This window comes from Pseudomonas sp. ATCC PTA-122608 (assembly GCF_001952855.1).
In the GTDB taxonomy this organism is placed as follows: Bacteria; Pseudomonadota; Gammaproteobacteria; order Pseudomonadales; family Pseudomonadaceae; genus Aquipseudomonas.
This window is the reverse complement of the sequence record NZ_LPNO01000018.1, coordinates 82,541-96,656: the sequence shown is the minus strand read 5'-3', so window position 1 is coordinate 96,656 and position 14,116 is coordinate 82,541. Positions and strand designations below refer to the sequence as shown.

The following is a 14,116-nucleotide window of genomic DNA, read 5'->3' as shown; positions in this document are numbered from 1 at the left end:
CACCGCCATAGCGCCTTGAAGTACGTGACGCCGGACGAGCGCCACGAGGGTAAGGCGCTGGCCTTGCTGCTAGCCCGCAAGGATCTGTACGAGTCCGCTAAAGCGGCTAATCCCAGCCGCTGGAGCGGRAACACACGTAACTGGCAGCTTGCAGAAGCTGTTTATCTGAACCCGGAGCGACCGGATGCTAGGGCCGCAATGGCTTGCTAAAACAGTAGTAAGGCGACAGATACATTGACACGTACCGAACGCCCCAAAAGTAACCAAAAGGTCTTTGCCCCACCACTCGGTGCCTCGCTTAGGCTCGGCATGCCCGCACTCCGGCCCGGTTCGTGCTGCCGGAGTGCGGGCACACCGAGCCCAAGCGAGGTGCCGAGTGGTGGGGCAAGAGCGTTTTGCTTACTTTTGCGCTGTTCAAAAGTGAGCCGCTGTAAGAGCGGAACCATAGGCGGCCGTTACCGCAGCAACGGATATGCCCCCCCAATCAGCGAGCCTTAACCGCCTCAACCCACCCCGGATCCAACCGCGTCTGGTCAGGCTCAATCCCCAACCCCCGCATCCTCTCCAGGTGCTCATCAACCTCCCGCACCAACTGCGCCTGAGAACTCGAATTGGCGTCCAGCTCGTGCATCTGCATCAACCCAAGGTGATAAAACCGCAGCAACTTGATCGCCACCGGATCATTCACCTTCACCCCGTCAGTCACCTTGTGCATCACGTTCGTCACACTCATCAAACTGCGCTTGAGCTGCCACCCATACACCGCCGGCGCCAGCCACGCCTGGCTCCAGAACGGCCCCCGCACCAGCCCCACGGTAATCAATACCCCGGCAAACACCCCACCCACGTTGAAGCGAAAGTTATCCCCCCCAGGCTCGCCAAACACCATCACCGCCAGGCTGGAAAGCACCATCGCCAACACCACAAACAGCCCCGCGACGATCAGCGTGCTGCGGCGGGTCTGCTGGCGAAAGGKAATCGGGTCGCAGGGKTTTAGCTCAAACATCCGGGTGCAGTCTCCATGGGCAAAGTAGGGGTATCGCATCGGCCGGCATCTTCTCATGCTTCGCCCGTCGGAGTGACGGTAATCAGGTTGAACGATGGCACACAGCAATTTCTCTAAACCTCGTAGGCAACCGACCCCCAAGCGAGGTGAACCATGACCCGGTACCAGCAACAGCCGCCCGGCACACCCAACCCCGACCGCACCCCCGGCGAAGAGGAGCGCGACAACGACGCCCTGCGCCCCAACGATCCCGCCGAACGGCAAGACGACGAAGAGCGGGTCGAAGAAGACCTGGAAAACCTGCACGACAAGGCCCGCCCGCTGTAAACCCGGCGCGCCAAGGAGAGAGTTATGACTAATAGTACAAGCGGCCCGCATTCATCAGAGCATTCCAGCGGCAAGGACGACTTGGGATTCGACCCCGATTCCCCGGACGTCGCCGACCCGCAGGTCGACCCGGTAGGGCCCGCGATTGCACCGTTGGACAAGCCTGAAAAAACCGGCAAGAAGCCGGCCTATGATCCCTTGGGTGATCTGAAACCGTGAAATGAGCCCCGCCATCGAGCGGGGCTTTTTTCATCAGCCAAGCCGTTTTGGGGCTACCCAGGTCACCTCGGTGATGCCGAACTTCTCCGCCCAGGGCCGAGTGGTTTTTTTCACCCGCTCATGGCCCGGTCGGCCTATCCGCCCCACGTGGGCAATGTCGGCGTCAACGGCCGCCCAATGCCACGCTTCGGCGTTGTTCATGACCTCGGCACGCACCACAAAGGTTTTCGGTTCGCCGTGTAGCAAGTAGTGGATGGTGTAGATCATTGCGGTACTCATGATGCCTCCCTGTCTTGTAGTGAATGGATATAAAACAGTTCAGAAAGGTTCAGAAAGTTTCTGCATCTGAGGGCTTGCATTTGATTCAAATCACATTTGGCAAATAGCCACCTTCAGGGTATTAGTGATGCGTTCGCCAACGACTCCAGGATTGCGTCATGCCAGAGCTGACCCACAGCCGCCTCTACCTGCAACGTCTGGGCTACGACACGCCGCCGCCGCCCACTCTGCAAACCCTGCAGGATCTGCAGTTGCGCCACGTCAGTACCTTCGCGTTTGAAAGCCTGTCGACCTTGTTGCATGCACCTGTGCCCATCGATTTACCCAGTGTCGAGCACAAAGTCCTGTTCGACGGGCGCGGTGGTTATTGCTACGAGCTGAACCAGATGTTCCTGGCCTTGTTGCAGGAATTGGGCTTCGACGCGCGGGGCATCACGGGTCGCGTGGTGATGGGCGGGCCGCCCGATGCGCTGACGGGGCGCACCCATCGCCTGAGCCTGGTGACCCTGGACGGCATGCGTTACATCAGCGATGTCGGCTTTGGTGGCATGGTGCCCACCAGCCCGTTGCAACTGGACACCGACGTTACCCAGGCCACGGCCCATGAACCCTATCGCCTGAGCCTGAACGAGGGCAGCTACACCTTGTGGGCGCAGGTCGCCGGTGAGTGGCGCGGCTTGTATGTGTTCGACCTGCAGTTGCAGTCGCGCATCGACTACGAAATCGGCAACTGGTACGTCTCCACCCACCCGGACTCACCGTTCTTCGGTCAGTTGAAAGTCGCACTGATCGGCCCGGGATTTCGCCGCACCCTGAACAATGGCCAGTACGCGGTTCACTACCTGGACCGGGCCAGCGAGAAGCGCGCCATCGAGGATGTGGACGAGCTGCTGACGCTGCTGCAAGCCAGCTTTGGCATTCGCCTGCCGGAGCATCCACAGTTGCGGCCAATCGTCGCTGGTTTACTGGCCAATGTCCAAGAGGCTTGATATAGAGCCTCCGCTGAATCGTTTTACTTTCAAAAAAGGTGCAAATTAATTCGAACCTTTCGTCAAAACGAGGGTTCGAAGCGTTTCCTGAATAATTTGCCACCTGCAATGGAGACGTAAAACGATGTCCAAACTATTCGGAAAAATCCTCAAGAATTCCTCGGTCCTGGCCCTTATTGCAGCACCTGGTGTGGTGTTCGCCGCAGCGCCGACTGACCCGATTTCCACCTTCGGTATCCTCGGCAGCTACAACGACTTCAAACTCGAAGGCGGTAGCCAGAGCGACAAGGACCACATGCCTGAAGCCGGCCTGTTCTACAACTTCGGCAACAAGCTGACGGCTGAATCGGGCTTTATCTACCAGGCCGGTATCGAGGCCAAGTACGGCGAGAAGAGCGACAACAAGCTCAAGGAAGGCCAGGCCGACCTCGACCTCGGCTGGCGTGCCGCGCTGGACGCACGCAACTTCGTCGACGTGCTGGTGGGTGGCGGCTACAGCTGGACCCGCTACGAGCCGGACTCGGGCGACTACGACATGAAACTCACCAACAAATCGCCGTTCGCCAAGGCGGCCCTGGGCTACAACCACCAGTTCGACGACATGACCATGCGTGTTGAACTGGGTGCCCGTCATACCATCGACGGCCGCGCCAAGCTCAAGGTCGACGGCATCGGCAGCGACACCGTGGACCTGAAGGACCGCACCAACCCGTACGCCGAGGTCAGCCTGTTGATGAACCAGAAAGGCGACCTGCCGGTGATGGCGGGCCTGTACTACACCCGCACCGAGTACAAGCTCGATGGCGACTCGTACGTAGCCGACAACACCAAGCTCAAGCGTGACGAGTATGGGTTCAAGGTCGGTATCGCGTTCTAAGCCCACCTCGATTCTAACTGTGGGAGCGGGCTTGCTCGCGAATGCGGTGTGTCAGTCATCAGATCTGTTACTGATACACCGCATTCGCGAGCAAGCCCGCTCCCACATTTGATCGGCGTTGCTGCTCAATCAACTGTCCGCCCAAGCCCCCCTTTCTGTCCCCCAATACCCTCAACGCCGCGCCCTGGCTGCCTTAGTGTGGATCACGCTTTCACACAATAAGAGAGAAGGTGGCTATGCGGGCAATCAACCCCCGTCGCATCAGTCTGCTGCTGGCCGTGACCTGCCTGCTGACAGCCTGTGACGACAAACCGAAACATCCCCCCGAACGTGCCACGGCGGCCAATGCCATGCCCGGCAACGCAGCCCTGGCCCAGGTCTACGACACCAGTTGCAAGCTGTGCCACGCCAACCCGGCCTCCGGTGCGCCGCTGACCGGTGACGGCCCGGCCTGGAGCCCGCGCATCGCCCAGGGCCCGGACACCCTGCTGGACCACACCATCAACGGCTACAACGGCATGCCCCCGATGGGCCTGTGCGTGCAGTGCTCCGAAGAGCAATTCCTGGGGCTGATCAGTTTTATGTCGGGCCAACACATCCAATAAGAATAACGGGGTAGGCGATGGCGCTTTCACGGCGAGAATTATTGCAGCGCGGCGCGGTAGCCGGCGCGTTCATGGCATTGACCAGTAACCCGGTGCTGGCACAGTTGGCCCGGGCACCGCGGCTGATTCCCTGGCGCAACTGGTCGGGGGCGCAAACCTGTTTGCCCCTGGCCCGGCTGGCGCCGAAAAACCTCGATGAACTGGTGCAGGTCATCCGCCAGGCACCGGGCAAGGTGCGGCCGGTGGGCTCGGGCCATTCGTTCAGTGCGCTGGTGCCCACCGACGGCACGTTGCTGTCCCTGAGTTACTTCAACGGCCTGCTGGAGCACGATCCGCACACCTTGCAGGCCACCTTTGCCGCCGGCACGCCGATGTCGCGCATGGGCCAGGCATTGAAGGACGTGGGCCAGGCGCTGCCGAACATGGCGGATATCGACTACCAGACCCTGGCCGGTGCCATCTCCACCTCGACTCATGGTACCGGCGTGGGCTTCACCTCGTATTCCGGTTGCATCACCGGCCTGCAACTGGTGACCGCCCAGGGCGAGGTGCTGGACTGCGACACCAACCGCCACCCCGAAGTGTTCAGCGCCGCGCGAGTGTCCCTCGGTGCCCTCGGCGTGGCCACCCAGGTCCGCCTGCAAAACCGCGCAACCTACCGCCTGCGAGAGCGCCAATGGATCGCCAAGACTGAAGAACTGCTGGAGGACGTGGCAAAAAACACCCGGGAAAACCAGCACTGGGAAATGCTCGTGGTGACCCACTCCGACTACGCGCTGTCCATCGCCCTGAATGAAACCACCGACCCCGAAACCCCGCCCATCGACCCGGCGGAGGCGGGCGGCAACGAGTTTGTGTCGATCATCGAAAAACTCGACAAATACGGCAGCGATTTCCCCGACGCCCGCCGCGCCTTGCTCAACAGCCTGCGCTTTTTCGCCAGCTTCGATGACCGCGTGGCCGAGTCGTTCCAGGTGTACGCCAACGTGCGCAACGTGCGCTTCAACGAGATGGAATATTCGGTGCCCGCCGAACACGGCCCGGCCTGCCTGCGGGAAATCCTCAAGCTGATCAACGACAAGGACCTGCGCACCTGGTTTCCCATCGAGTACCGCTACGTCAAGGCCGATGACATTCCGCTGAGCATGTTCGAGGGCCGTGACAGCTGTTCGATCTCCGTGCACCAGCACTACACCATGGACCACCACAATTTCTTCGCCGCCGTGGAGCCAATCTTCTGGAAATACGCCGGCCGCCCGCACTGGGGCAAGTTGCACACCCTCAACGCGCGCACCTTGCAGCCGCTGTATCCGCGCTGGGAAGAATTCACCCGGGTGCGCCGCGAGCTGGACCCCAGCGGCAAATTCCTCAATGCGCATCTGTCATCAATTTTGGGAGTGGCCTGATGAACCGCAGACATTTCATGCTCGGTACCGGCGTGTTGCTGGTGGGTGGTGCGATTTTGCTCAGGCCGGGCGACCGGGGCAGCCCGTACACCGAGTATTTCCGTAGCCTCAACCAGGAACTCAAGGCCCATGGGCCGATGCGCCCGGTGATGCTGATCGACCTGGACAAGCTGGACCACAACATCGACGTGGTGATGCAGTCGGTGCAGCGCGGCGGCAAACACCTGCGGCTGGTGGAGAAATCCCTGCCGTCGCCGGGGCTGCTGGCCTACATCGCCAAGCGTGCTGGCACCCAGCGCCTGATGTCGTTTCACCAGCCATTTCTGAACCACGACGCCCAGGTCTTTCCCGACGCTGACATCCTGCTGGGCAAGCCGTTGCCGGTGCGTTCGGCCGAGCTGTTTTATCAGACCCACAAAGGCCCGTTCGATCCGTCCCGCCAGTTGCAATGGCTGCTGGACACCCCCGAGCGCCTGCAGCAATACCTGTCGCTGGCCCAGGGGTTAGGCACCAAGTTGCGAGTCAATATCGAGCTGGATGTGGGCCTGCATCGCGGCGGCATCAGCGACAACGCGGTGCTGGGGCAGATGCTGACGATGATCAGCGCGCATCCGCAGCAGCTGGAGTTCAGCGGGTTTATGGGCTACGACCCGTTCGTGGGCATGGGCGTGCCGGGAATCCTCGGCTCGCCCCAGGCGCTGTTCGACAAGGTCATGCAGCGCTACAACGGCTACGTGGATTACACCCGCCAGCACTTTGCGCCGCTGTGGCGTGACGGGCTGACATTGAACACGGCGGGCAGCCCGAGCTATCGCATTCACGAGCAGGAAAAGCTCAGCAGCGAGGTGTCGGTGGGCACCGCGTTGCTCAAGCCGACGCACTATGACTTGCCGTCGTTGAGTGAGCATGTGCCGGCGGCCTATATCGCCACGCCCGTGTTGAAAAGCACCGGGCCGGTGGATATCCCGGCGCTGGACGGCAAGTCGCGGTTGTTCTCGTGGTGGGATGCGAATCAGCGCGCCACGTTCTTTATTTATGGGGGGAACTGGATGGCCGAGTTTGAATCGCCCCAGGGCTTGCAGAGTAATGACCTGTACGGGCGCAGCTCCAATCAGGAGATGGTCAATGGCTCGCCTAAGGTGGGGCTGAACGTGGAAGACCAGGTGTTTCTGCGCCCGACCCAGAGCGAGTTTGTGCTGTTGCAGTTCGGGGATTTGCTGGCAGTGCGGGGCGGGAAAATCGTCGATACCTGGCCGGTCTACACCTGACAACGCCGTCCCACTGTAGGAGCGAGCTTGCTCGCGAAAAAACCAAGGACGACGCGGGTCTTCCAGGCAGCCCACGTTATCGTTGACGTTTTTCGCGAGCAAGCTCGCTCCTACAGTTTTTGCCGGGTTACAGGGCAAACGGAATCGTCAACTTCGCCCACAACATGTCGCCTTCCGGCCGGTTCTGTACATCAAACTCCTTGGCCCAGCGCACCTCGGCACTCGCGTACTTGAGGAAGGTGAAATACACCGCCGGACCGATCGCAAACACCTGGCCCTTGACCCCGTCATCCACATCCTCGCCGTAGATGTTCACCACGGTACGCCCGTACTGCTTATCGTCGGTGGTCTGCTTGAGGTAATAACCGTTGACCCCAAGGCTGAGGTTATCCGTCACCTTGTAGCTGGCCGAATAATCGAAGTGAAAAATCTGTCCCGAACGGTAATGAGTATCGGGGTTTTCCTTGTTGAAACTATAGGTGGTCTTGATCGACAGCTCGGTGCGCTCATTGGGCAACCAGGTCGCCGACACCAGCGGCTTGTAGGTGTAGAAATTGTTGCTGGTATTGGCCAGGCGCGTGGCGTCGTACTCACCGGTGGGCAGGGTGATTTCCAGGGCGGTGCCCACGGTCAGGTTCTTGCCCAGGTCCCAGAGGATGATCGGCGCCACCGTAGTGTCGCCCATGCTTTCCCGAGTGTCGGACATGCCGAACAGCGACACCTGTTGCTTCAGGTACGGCTGGGCGATGTAGCCGCCCAGGCGCCCGCCGAACACCCGCAGCGGGCTGAGGTAATCCAGGCGCGGGATGATCGCATCGGACTTGATCTTCACGTCTGGCACCTTGCCACCCAACGAGCTGATATCGAGTTTCTTGGCCTCGTAATGGTTGTAGTAAATGTTGAAGGCGAACATGTGGTCCGGCAGGTTGTTGACGTCCAGGGGCAGGATGTAGAAGCCATCGGTGCCGGGGCCGATGTTGTCGACGCCGCCTTCGGTGGCCAGGGCCGGCAGGCTGATGAGGGTCAACAGGGCGAGTTGCACGGGGTAAAACGCACGGGTCGGGTTCATGGCTGGGCTCATTATTATTGTTAGGGCGACGCTACCTATAGAAATAAGCCCTGAACGGCCAGCGGGGCAGGGTATTGGCGGCCACATAGGGGGACTTTGGCGGACAGCTTTCATCCAGAGTGCAGCAGTTCTTGCAAGCGCCTATGATTGTCAGGATGTTTCAAAAACAAGAACTGAAGCACTCAGTCGGGAATCGAACACTCATGCAAAGGAAAGCCGTTGATCCGCACTATGACTTGGCCCTGGTCTCGCCATTTCTGCTGCAAACCCTCGGACAAGTGGTCGCGCAAAGGGGCGCGAGTGCCGAGCACCTGTGCCGTGGCCTGGGATTTACCCTGGCCGACCTGGACGACCCGGCCCAGCGGATTTCCTATCGCCAGGCGGTAGCGATGATCCAGCGTGCACTCAAGGTGTTGCCCGACCAGGGGCTGGGCCTGTGGGTGGGCCATCAGAATGTGCTCGGTACCCTGGGCCTGCTTGGCCATGTGATTTCGCTGTGCAAGACGTTGCGCGATGCCTTCGCCATCGGTGAACGCCACCAGCACACCTCCGGCGGTATCGCCACCTCGCGCACCCATGAAGGCCACCAGGAAGTGTTCGTCGATATCGAATGCCTGCTGCCCTACGCCGAGGTGCAGGTGTTTGCCGCCGAGGAGTTCTTCGCCAGCCTGATGGTGTACGGCCGGGCCCTGGTGGGCGAGGGCTTCATGCCGTTGCGAGTCGAATTTATCCACGCCGCGCCCGTCTACGTCGCCGACTATCACCAGTTGTTTGGCGCGGATGTGCGTTTTGGTTGCCTGCATAACCGCATGGTCCTGGCCAGCCACTGGCTGGACGTGCGCCTGCCCAATCACCACGCCCTGGCCCTGCGCCAGGCCCTGGAATTGCTGGAGCTGGAAAGTGCCCAGTTGCATCAGAAAATGGATTTGATCCAGGCGGTGGAGCGCGCGATTTCCCGGGATTTGCAGGGCAGCCAGCTGGAAAAGGTCGCCAGTGACCTGAACATGAGCGGACGTACCTTGCGTCGACGCCTGACCGAGCACGGGTTGACCTTTGAAGGCTTGCTTGAGCAGGTGCGCAGGGCGCGGACCATGGGCTTGCTGAGTAACCCGGGGTTGTCCATCGAACGGATCACCGAGGAAGTCGGCTACAGCGATGTGCGCAGTTTTCGGCGCGCGTTCAAGCGCTGGACCGGGCTGAGTCCCAGTGCATTCCGTGGCGAAGGCGCAGGGCTGGGGTGATCGTCAGGATTGGCCCCATTGGCTACCTGATCTTTCCCCGGATTGGCTATTTGCCCAACGCACCCGTCTCACTACTCTAGACACCAATCCCTACTGTTCTGGAGTATCACCATGCAAGCTCGTACCGACTTCTACACCGCCTCCCCGGACGCCATGAAAGCCATGCTCGCCCTGGAGGCCGCTGTCGGCAAACTGTCTATCGAACTGCCGCTGCTGGAACTGGTGCGCCTGCGTGTGTCGCAGATCAACGGCTGCGCCTTCTGCCTCGACATGCACACTGCTGACGCCCGCAAGGGTGGCGAGACCGAGCGCCGCCTGTACACCGTGTCGGCCTGGCGTGAAACGCCGTTCTTCACCCCCCGTGAACGCGCCGCACTGGCCTGGGCTGAAAGCCTGACCCTGCTCAGCCAGACCCACGCCCCGGATGCCGACTTCACCGAACTGGCCGCCCACTTCAGCCCGCAAGAGCAAGTCGACCTGAGCGTGGCGATCGCCACCATCAACAGCTGGAACCGCCTGGCGGTGGGCTTTCGCAAGATGCCTAAATAACCCCGCGTCACCTGTGGCGAGGGCGCTTGCTCCCGCTGGGCTGCGTAGCAGGCCCACAGAATTTTCCCACGAGATGCCGGGATTGCTTCGATTTGGACCGCAGATTAACCTCCCCCGGTTGCTGACACTCAGCAACCGGGCTTCGCGGCCCGCTAACTTGATGCATAATTGCCACCGCTTTGCGCCGGGCACTTTGGTGTTCGGCGTTTCGTGTTATGGCAGCTGTGCGTGGGATACCTTCGGGTATGCCGAGTTCCAAGTTCTCGGTCCGCGAACCTGCGTACAGCTGCCACCTTCCATCGCGTCGCGGCGATCAGGTGCAGCTCCAGCCAAACTTGGAGATATGTCATGCACAAAGTCACGCCGAATCCCCCGCCTAAAGATTCAGCAGCGCTGTTGGACGCTGCGAGTCGCGCTGCCCATCACGCTCTTCCACCCCCGCCACACACCAACGGCTACCTTCCTCTGTTTTCCATCAATGCTGCCGCCAATACGGAGGCGCTGCTGGCCAACGCCTATGAGACCCTTAATGGCGCCTGCGGCCTTGTTCAGGATCTGGCGGAGACAATGGACGGCAAGCAACGTTGTCAGTTACTGGCCATCGGGCAGTTGCTGGAGTTGACGGCATTGTTGGTTGATCGGGCGATGAAGCAGAAATGTCCGGTCCAGGCGGTTAAGGAACCGTATTCAACCTACGAAGCAGATCCAGTGTGGGAGCTGTCGAGCCCCGGCGAGGCTGCGATGGCGGCGGCACAGTCAATATTGATATTGGCTGAGCCACCGCCATCGCGGCCTCGCTAAAGCTCGACGGCTCCCACCTTTGTTCTTCTAGAAGTTAACTGTTGCACTCAAGCGCGCCGTCAACGGCGCACCCTGGAACAGGTAGTCATCGCCCATGTATTCGCCGGCGTCACGCCAGTAACGCTTGTCGAACAGGTTGTCGACGCTCAGGCGAAACACCGTCTCATAGCCATCGAGCTTGGTGGTGTAGCGGCTGCCCACGTTGACGATGGCGTAGTCGCCCACTTCCACATCACCGGTGCGATTGGCGTACTTGTTGGCGCTGTATTGCACGCCGCCGAGCAACGCCAGGCCGTCGACCCAGGGCAGGGCGTAGTCGGCATACAGGCTGGCGCGCAGTTTCGGCACGTTGATCGCCTGATGGCCTTCGTATTCCGGCGTGCCGCTGCCCGTCACCCGTGCACGGATGGCCGCGACGCTGGCGGCGATCTGCAAGCGCTCGGTGGCCCAGCCGTTGGCGGATAACTCCAGGCCGGTGTTCTTCTGTTGGCCTTGTTGTACGTAGGTGAACGTACCTGCGTCGTCGGGTTTGGCGTATTGATAGGCCTGGCGAGTCTGGAAGATCGCGGCGGCGAAGCTGATGCGGCGCCAGTCGTATTTCACACCGGCTTCGATCTGGCGGGAGACGGTTGGGGCGAGGGTCTCGTCGTTGTTCAGTGCAAACCAAGGGGCTTGTCCACCGAGGGATAGGCCTTTGCTGTAGCTGGTATACAGCGACAGGTTCTCAATCGGCTTGTAGATCAGCGCCGCTTGGGGCAGGAACACATACTGCTGAGTGTGGCGGGACTCGTTGCCGTCTTTATTGAACGCCTTTTCGTCGAGACGTACTTCGCGACCGCCCACGATGGTCTGCCATTGTTCGTTGAAGCTGATGCGGTCGGTGACGAACAGTCCGTACTGGCGGCTGTCGAGGTTGCGGTGGCTGTCGTTCAATGCACCGGCGTAACGTGGAAAGTTATCAGGCTCCTGATTGATGTTGCCTGTGCCGATCCACTCGTTGATCGATTCCCGCTTGTCGATCACGCGGCGAAACGCGCTCGTACCAAACGTCAGTTCATGCCCCAGCCCACCGGTATTGAACAACCCGGTCATCGTTGCCTGGATTTCATCATCGCGGCGGGTGTCATCCGGGCTGCGGAAGTCGTAGATGCCATAGTCGCCTTCCGGGCTGAAGTAATTACCGTTGCCAGCCGTGTCGCCACCCCACGCAAACGAACTGTAATCATCAATCACCACCTTGCTGCGCGCCGCGCTCACGCTGCCTTTCCACTGGTCACTGAAGCGATACTCAAACTTGCCATTGAGGTTCAGCGAATCGATCCCTACCTGATTCGCGCCGCTCTGATGCCCCAGCAGTTTTTTCGGTGACGCGTTGTGCGGCACCTCGGTCCCGCCCAGCAATTGATAACCCGGCACCGAGCGCTGCTGCTTGTTCTGATACTCGGCATCCAGCTGCAATACCGCGTCGGGGCTGATGTTCCAGTCGAACGCCAGGGACAGGAAATCCCGGTGGCCATTGGCATGTTCGACATAAGCGTTGAGGTCTTCATGGGCCACGTTCGCGCGCAGGCCGAACTGCTGCTCGCTGCCAAACCAGCCACCGACATCGGTGGCCAGGTAGCCGCTGCCGCGATCATCGGTGGACACCGTCACCGAGCGCACATCCTCCGGGCGCTTGGTCACGTAATTGATCACGCCGCTGGGCTCGGAAATCCCGCTTTGCAGGCCCGACAACCCCTTGAGCAACTCCACGCGCTGCTTGTTCTCCAGGGCAACGTTCTGCTCGCCGGTGATGGTGCGGCCATTGATCTTGTAGCTGCTGGCCGCATTCAACGAGAAGCCGCGCACCACGAAGTTTTCGTAGTAGCCGATGGGCGCATAGCTGTCGCCCACCGATGCGTCATTGCGCAGCACTTCGCTGAGCAAGCGCGCCTGTTGATCCTTGATCAGCGACTCGTTGAACACCGCGATCGAGGCCGGCGTGTCGAGCAACGGTGCCTCATCGAAACCGCCCACCGATGCGGTGTCGCTGTTATAGCCGGATTCATCCTGGCCCTGGACCTTCACCTCCGACAGCTCGATATCAGCCGCCTGGCTGCTACCAATGCCTGCGCTGAGCAACAGGCCGAGGGCAAAACGTGAAGGAACAGCGGGGCGAAGACGCAAAACCATGGGGGAAGGCCTGAGAGCGCAGAGCGGAGGGCGCATAAGCTAGGCATATCGGCGGCGTTTTACAAGTTTTCGAGAATGGTTCGCTTTGAGACGTCCCGTCTCAGCCCGCAGATCAATCCTGCTGCTCCTCGACAGCGGCCCCCGGCAACTGCGATAGACAAGGCTTCTCTCACCGTTGAAGGGGATCGTCATGAGTATCGCTGGAAAAGTTGCACTGGTGACCGGCGCCGGGCAAGGCATCGGCCGGGCCATCGCCCTGCGCCTGGCGCGGGACGGCGCCGACATTGCGTTGGTGGACATCAACAGCGCCAAGATTGAAGCGGTGGCGGCCGAGGTCGTTGCACTCGGGCGCAAAGCCTCGGTGTATGTCGCCGATGTCTCGAAGTTGGAGCAAGTGGTCGCGGCGGTGGAACATGCCCACCAGACCCTGGGTGGCTTCCACATCATCATCAACAACGCCGGCGTCGCGCAGATCGACGCACTGCTGGACGTGACTCCGGAACAGGTCGACCGCACGCTGCGCATTAACGTGCAGGGCACACTCTGGGGCATCCAGGCCGCGGGCAAGAAATTCAAGTCGCTGAAGCAGAAGGGCAAGATCATCAATGCCTGCTCGATTGCTGGCCATGAGGGCTTTGCATTGCTGGGGGTGTACTCGGCCACCAAGTTTGCCGTGCGCGCGCTGACCCAGGCCGCCGCGAGGGAGTTGGCCAGTGACGGGATTACCGTCAACGCCTACTGCCCGGGTGTGGTGGGCACGGATATGTGGGTCGAGATCGACAAACGCATGGCCGAGATTACCGGCGCCGAGGTAGGGGCGACGTACAAGAAGTATGTGGACGGGATTGCGTTGGGCCGGGCGGAAACGCCGGAGGATGTGGCGGGGCTGGTGTCGTACCTGGCGGGGCCGGATTCGGATTACATGACCGGGCAATCGCCGTTGATTGATGGTGGGATTCTCTACCGCTGACCCGGCAGAATCACTCGGTCAAAATGTGGGAGCGGGCTTGCTCGCGAATGCGGTGGTTCAGTCAAGATATCCAGAGACTGATACACCGCATTCGCGAGCAAGTCGAATCGTCGCATCGCCGCTCCCACATTTTTTACCGTGCTGTGTCAGTGCTCGTGCTTGCGACTCTAGATATATAAGTGCGGAGTGTAAGTGCTGAATGAATTGACGGTTCTAGTTTTAAGGAATCTTCTGTAGGAATCAGTTACCGAGTTTGGATTAGCAGAAAAAACTTATGGAAGTGGGTTGTGCTGAATAGGGTTTCATTGTTTTATATTTGTAGTGTCTGTGGTGTGTTT

At 60.3% G+C, this 14,116-nt stretch carries 15 protein-coding genes and 1 pseudogene; 12 read left to right on the top strand and 4 right to left on the bottom strand.

Going from position 1 to position 14,116, the window contains the following annotated elements; translation table 11 throughout:
• Positions 1 to 210 (top strand): annotated as a pseudogene (locus AU074_RS34260) (IS3 family transposase); the annotation flags it as partial.
• Between the two features lie 274 nt (positions 211 to 484).
• Here the strand turns inward: AU074_RS34260 and AU074_RS17410 are convergent.
• Complete coding sequence (locus AU074_RS17410) at positions 485 to 1,006, bottom strand: DUF3087 family protein (RefSeq protein WP_076015768.1); 522 nt, start codon at positions 1,004 to 1,006, stop codon at positions 485 to 487.
• Positions 1,007 to 1,159: 153 nt separating this feature from the next.
• On the opposite strand from AU074_RS17410, the gene AU074_RS34170 reads away from it, so the two are divergent.
• Entirely contained in the window at positions 1,160 to 1,333 is a 174-nt protein-coding gene (locus AU074_RS34170; protein ID WP_167663801.1) for a hypothetical protein, read from the top strand.
• Between the two features lie 24 nt (positions 1,334 to 1,357).
• Complete coding sequence (locus tag AU074_RS17405; RefSeq protein ID WP_076015767.1) at positions 1,358 to 1,552, top strand: DUF6021 family protein; 195 nt, start codon at positions 1,358 to 1,360, stop codon at positions 1,550 to 1,552.
• Positions 1,553 to 1,585: 33 nt separating this feature from the next.
• On the opposite strand, the gene AU074_RS17400 is transcribed toward AU074_RS17405, so the two are convergent.
• Positions 1,586 to 1,831, bottom strand: coding sequence for a DUF6555 family protein (locus AU074_RS17400; RefSeq protein ID WP_063028819.1), 246 nt, complete (start codon positions 1,829 to 1,831; stop codon positions 1,586 to 1,588).
• 158 nt (positions 1,832 to 1,989) lie between these two features.
• On the opposite strand from AU074_RS17400, the gene AU074_RS17395 reads away from it, so the two are divergent.
• The 5 genes from AU074_RS17395 (at position 1,990) to AU074_RS17375 (ending at position 6,976) form a co-directional block, all read left to right on the top strand.
• Positions 1,990 to 2,820 (top strand): arylamine N-acetyltransferase, encoded by an 831-nt coding sequence (locus AU074_RS17395; RefSeq protein ID WP_076015766.1) that lies wholly within the window; start codon positions 1,990 to 1,992, stop codon positions 2,818 to 2,820.
• A 124-nt stretch (positions 2,821 to 2,944) separates the two neighbouring features.
• Entirely contained in the window at positions 2,945 to 3,697 is a 753-nt protein-coding gene (locus AU074_RS17390) for an outer membrane beta-barrel protein (protein WP_076015765.1), read from the top strand.
• A gap of 236 nt (positions 3,698 to 3,933) precedes the next feature.
• Positions 3,934 to 4,302, top strand: coding sequence for a cytochrome c5 family protein (locus AU074_RS17385; protein WP_076015764.1), 369 nt, complete (start codon positions 3,934 to 3,936; stop codon positions 4,300 to 4,302).
• Between the two features lie 77 nt (positions 4,303 to 4,379).
• Entirely contained in the window at positions 4,380 to 5,708 is a 1,329-nt protein-coding gene (locus tag AU074_RS17380) for a D-arabinono-1,4-lactone oxidase (protein ID WP_173860389.1), read from the top strand.
• Positions 5,708 to 6,976, top strand: a complete 1,269-nt coding sequence (locus AU074_RS17375; RefSeq protein WP_076015762.1) for a DSD1 family PLP-dependent enzyme — start codon at positions 5,708 to 5,710, stop codon at positions 6,974 to 6,976. Before AU074_RS17380 ends, AU074_RS17375 begins: the two co-directional genes overlap by 1 nt.
• A gap of 127 nt (positions 6,977 to 7,103) precedes the next feature.
• Here AU074_RS17375 and AU074_RS17370 read toward each other — a convergent pair whose 3' ends face one another.
• Positions 7,104 to 8,045: a transporter gene (locus tag AU074_RS17370; RefSeq protein WP_076015761.1), complete on the bottom strand. Its 942-nt coding sequence runs from the start codon at positions 8,043 to 8,045 to the stop codon at positions 7,104 to 7,106.
• Between the two features lie 203 nt (positions 8,046 to 8,248).
• On the opposite strand from AU074_RS17370, the gene AU074_RS17365 reads away from it, so the two are divergent.
• The 3 genes from AU074_RS17365 to AU074_RS17355 all read left to right on the top strand — a co-directional run bounded on the left by AU074_RS17365 (position 8,249) and on the right by AU074_RS17355 (position 10,636).
• Entirely contained in the window at positions 8,249 to 9,286 is a 1,038-nt protein-coding gene (locus tag AU074_RS17365) for an AraC family transcriptional regulator (RefSeq protein WP_076015760.1), read from the top strand.
• 111 nt (positions 9,287 to 9,397) lie between these two features.
• Complete coding sequence (locus tag AU074_RS17360) at positions 9,398 to 9,835, top strand: carboxymuconolactone decarboxylase family protein (protein ID WP_003219182.1); 438 nt, start codon at positions 9,398 to 9,400, stop codon at positions 9,833 to 9,835.
• Between the two features lie 348 nt (positions 9,836 to 10,183).
• Entirely contained in the window at positions 10,184 to 10,636 is a 453-nt protein-coding gene (locus AU074_RS17355) for a DUF6124 family protein (RefSeq protein WP_076015759.1), read from the top strand.
• Between the two features lie 27 nt (positions 10,637 to 10,663).
• Here the strand turns inward: AU074_RS17355 and AU074_RS17350 are convergent, their stop codons facing one another.
• Positions 10,664 to 12,808 (bottom strand): TonB-dependent siderophore receptor, encoded by a 2,145-nt coding sequence (locus AU074_RS17350; RefSeq protein ID WP_076015758.1) that lies wholly within the window; start codon positions 12,806 to 12,808, stop codon positions 10,664 to 10,666.
• Positions 12,809 to 12,998: 190 nt separating this feature from the next.
• Here AU074_RS17350 and AU074_RS17345 point away from each other — a divergent pair, with 190 nt between their 5' ends.
• The gene (locus tag AU074_RS17345) at positions 12,999 to 13,778 is read left to right on the top strand and encodes an acetoin reductase (protein ID WP_076015757.1); all 780 of its coding nucleotides are present in this window, start codon (positions 12,999 to 13,001) and stop codon (positions 13,776 to 13,778) included.
• The last annotated feature ends 338 nt before the right edge of the window (positions 13,779 to 14,116 follow it).

What these genes read in the sequence shown, in the direction of transcription:
- AU074_RS17355 (WP_076015759.1), top strand. Translation starts at nt 10,184, where the DNA reads ATGCACAAAGTCACGCCGAATCCCCCGCCTAAAGATTCAGCAGCGCTG.
- AU074_RS17405 (WP_076015767.1), top strand. Translation starts at nt 1,358, where the DNA reads ATGACTAATAGTACAAGCGGCCCGCATTCATCAGAGCATTCCAGCGGC.
- AU074_RS17385 (WP_076015764.1), top strand. Translation starts at nt 3,934, where the DNA reads ATGCGGGCAATCAACCCCCGTCGCATCAGTCTGCTGCTGGCCGTGACC.
- AU074_RS17375 (WP_076015762.1), top strand. Translation starts at nt 5,708, where the DNA reads ATGAACCGCAGACATTTCATGCTCGGTACCGGCGTGTTGCTGGTGGGT.
- AU074_RS17370 (WP_076015761.1), bottom strand. Translation starts at nt 8,045, where the DNA reads ATGAACCCGACCCGTGCGTTTTACCCCGTGCAACTCGCCCTGTTGACC.
- AU074_RS17350 (WP_076015758.1), bottom strand. Translation starts at nt 12,808, where the DNA reads ATGGTTTTGCGTCTTCGCCCCGCTGTTCCTTCACGTTTTGCCCTCGGC.
- AU074_RS34170 (WP_167663801.1), top strand. Translation starts at nt 1,160, where the DNA reads ATGACCCGGTACCAGCAACAGCCGCCCGGCACACCCAACCCCGACCGC.
- AU074_RS17400 (WP_063028819.1), bottom strand. Translation starts at nt 1,831, where the DNA reads ATGAGTACCGCAATGATCTACACCATCCACTACTTGCTACACGGCGAA.
- AU074_RS17345 (WP_076015757.1), top strand. Translation starts at nt 12,999, where the DNA reads ATGAGTATCGCTGGAAAAGTTGCACTGGTGACCGGCGCCGGGCAAGGC.
- AU074_RS17360 (WP_003219182.1), top strand. Translation starts at nt 9,398, where the DNA reads ATGCAAGCTCGTACCGACTTCTACACCGCCTCCCCGGACGCCATGAAA.
- AU074_RS17390 (WP_076015765.1), top strand. Translation starts at nt 2,945, where the DNA reads ATGTCCAAACTATTCGGAAAAATCCTCAAGAATTCCTCGGTCCTGGCC.
- AU074_RS17365 (WP_076015760.1), top strand. Translation starts at nt 8,249, where the DNA reads ATGCAAAGGAAAGCCGTTGATCCGCACTATGACTTGGCCCTGGTCTCG.
- AU074_RS17395 (WP_076015766.1), top strand. Translation starts at nt 1,990, where the DNA reads ATGCCAGAGCTGACCCACAGCCGCCTCTACCTGCAACGTCTGGGCTAC.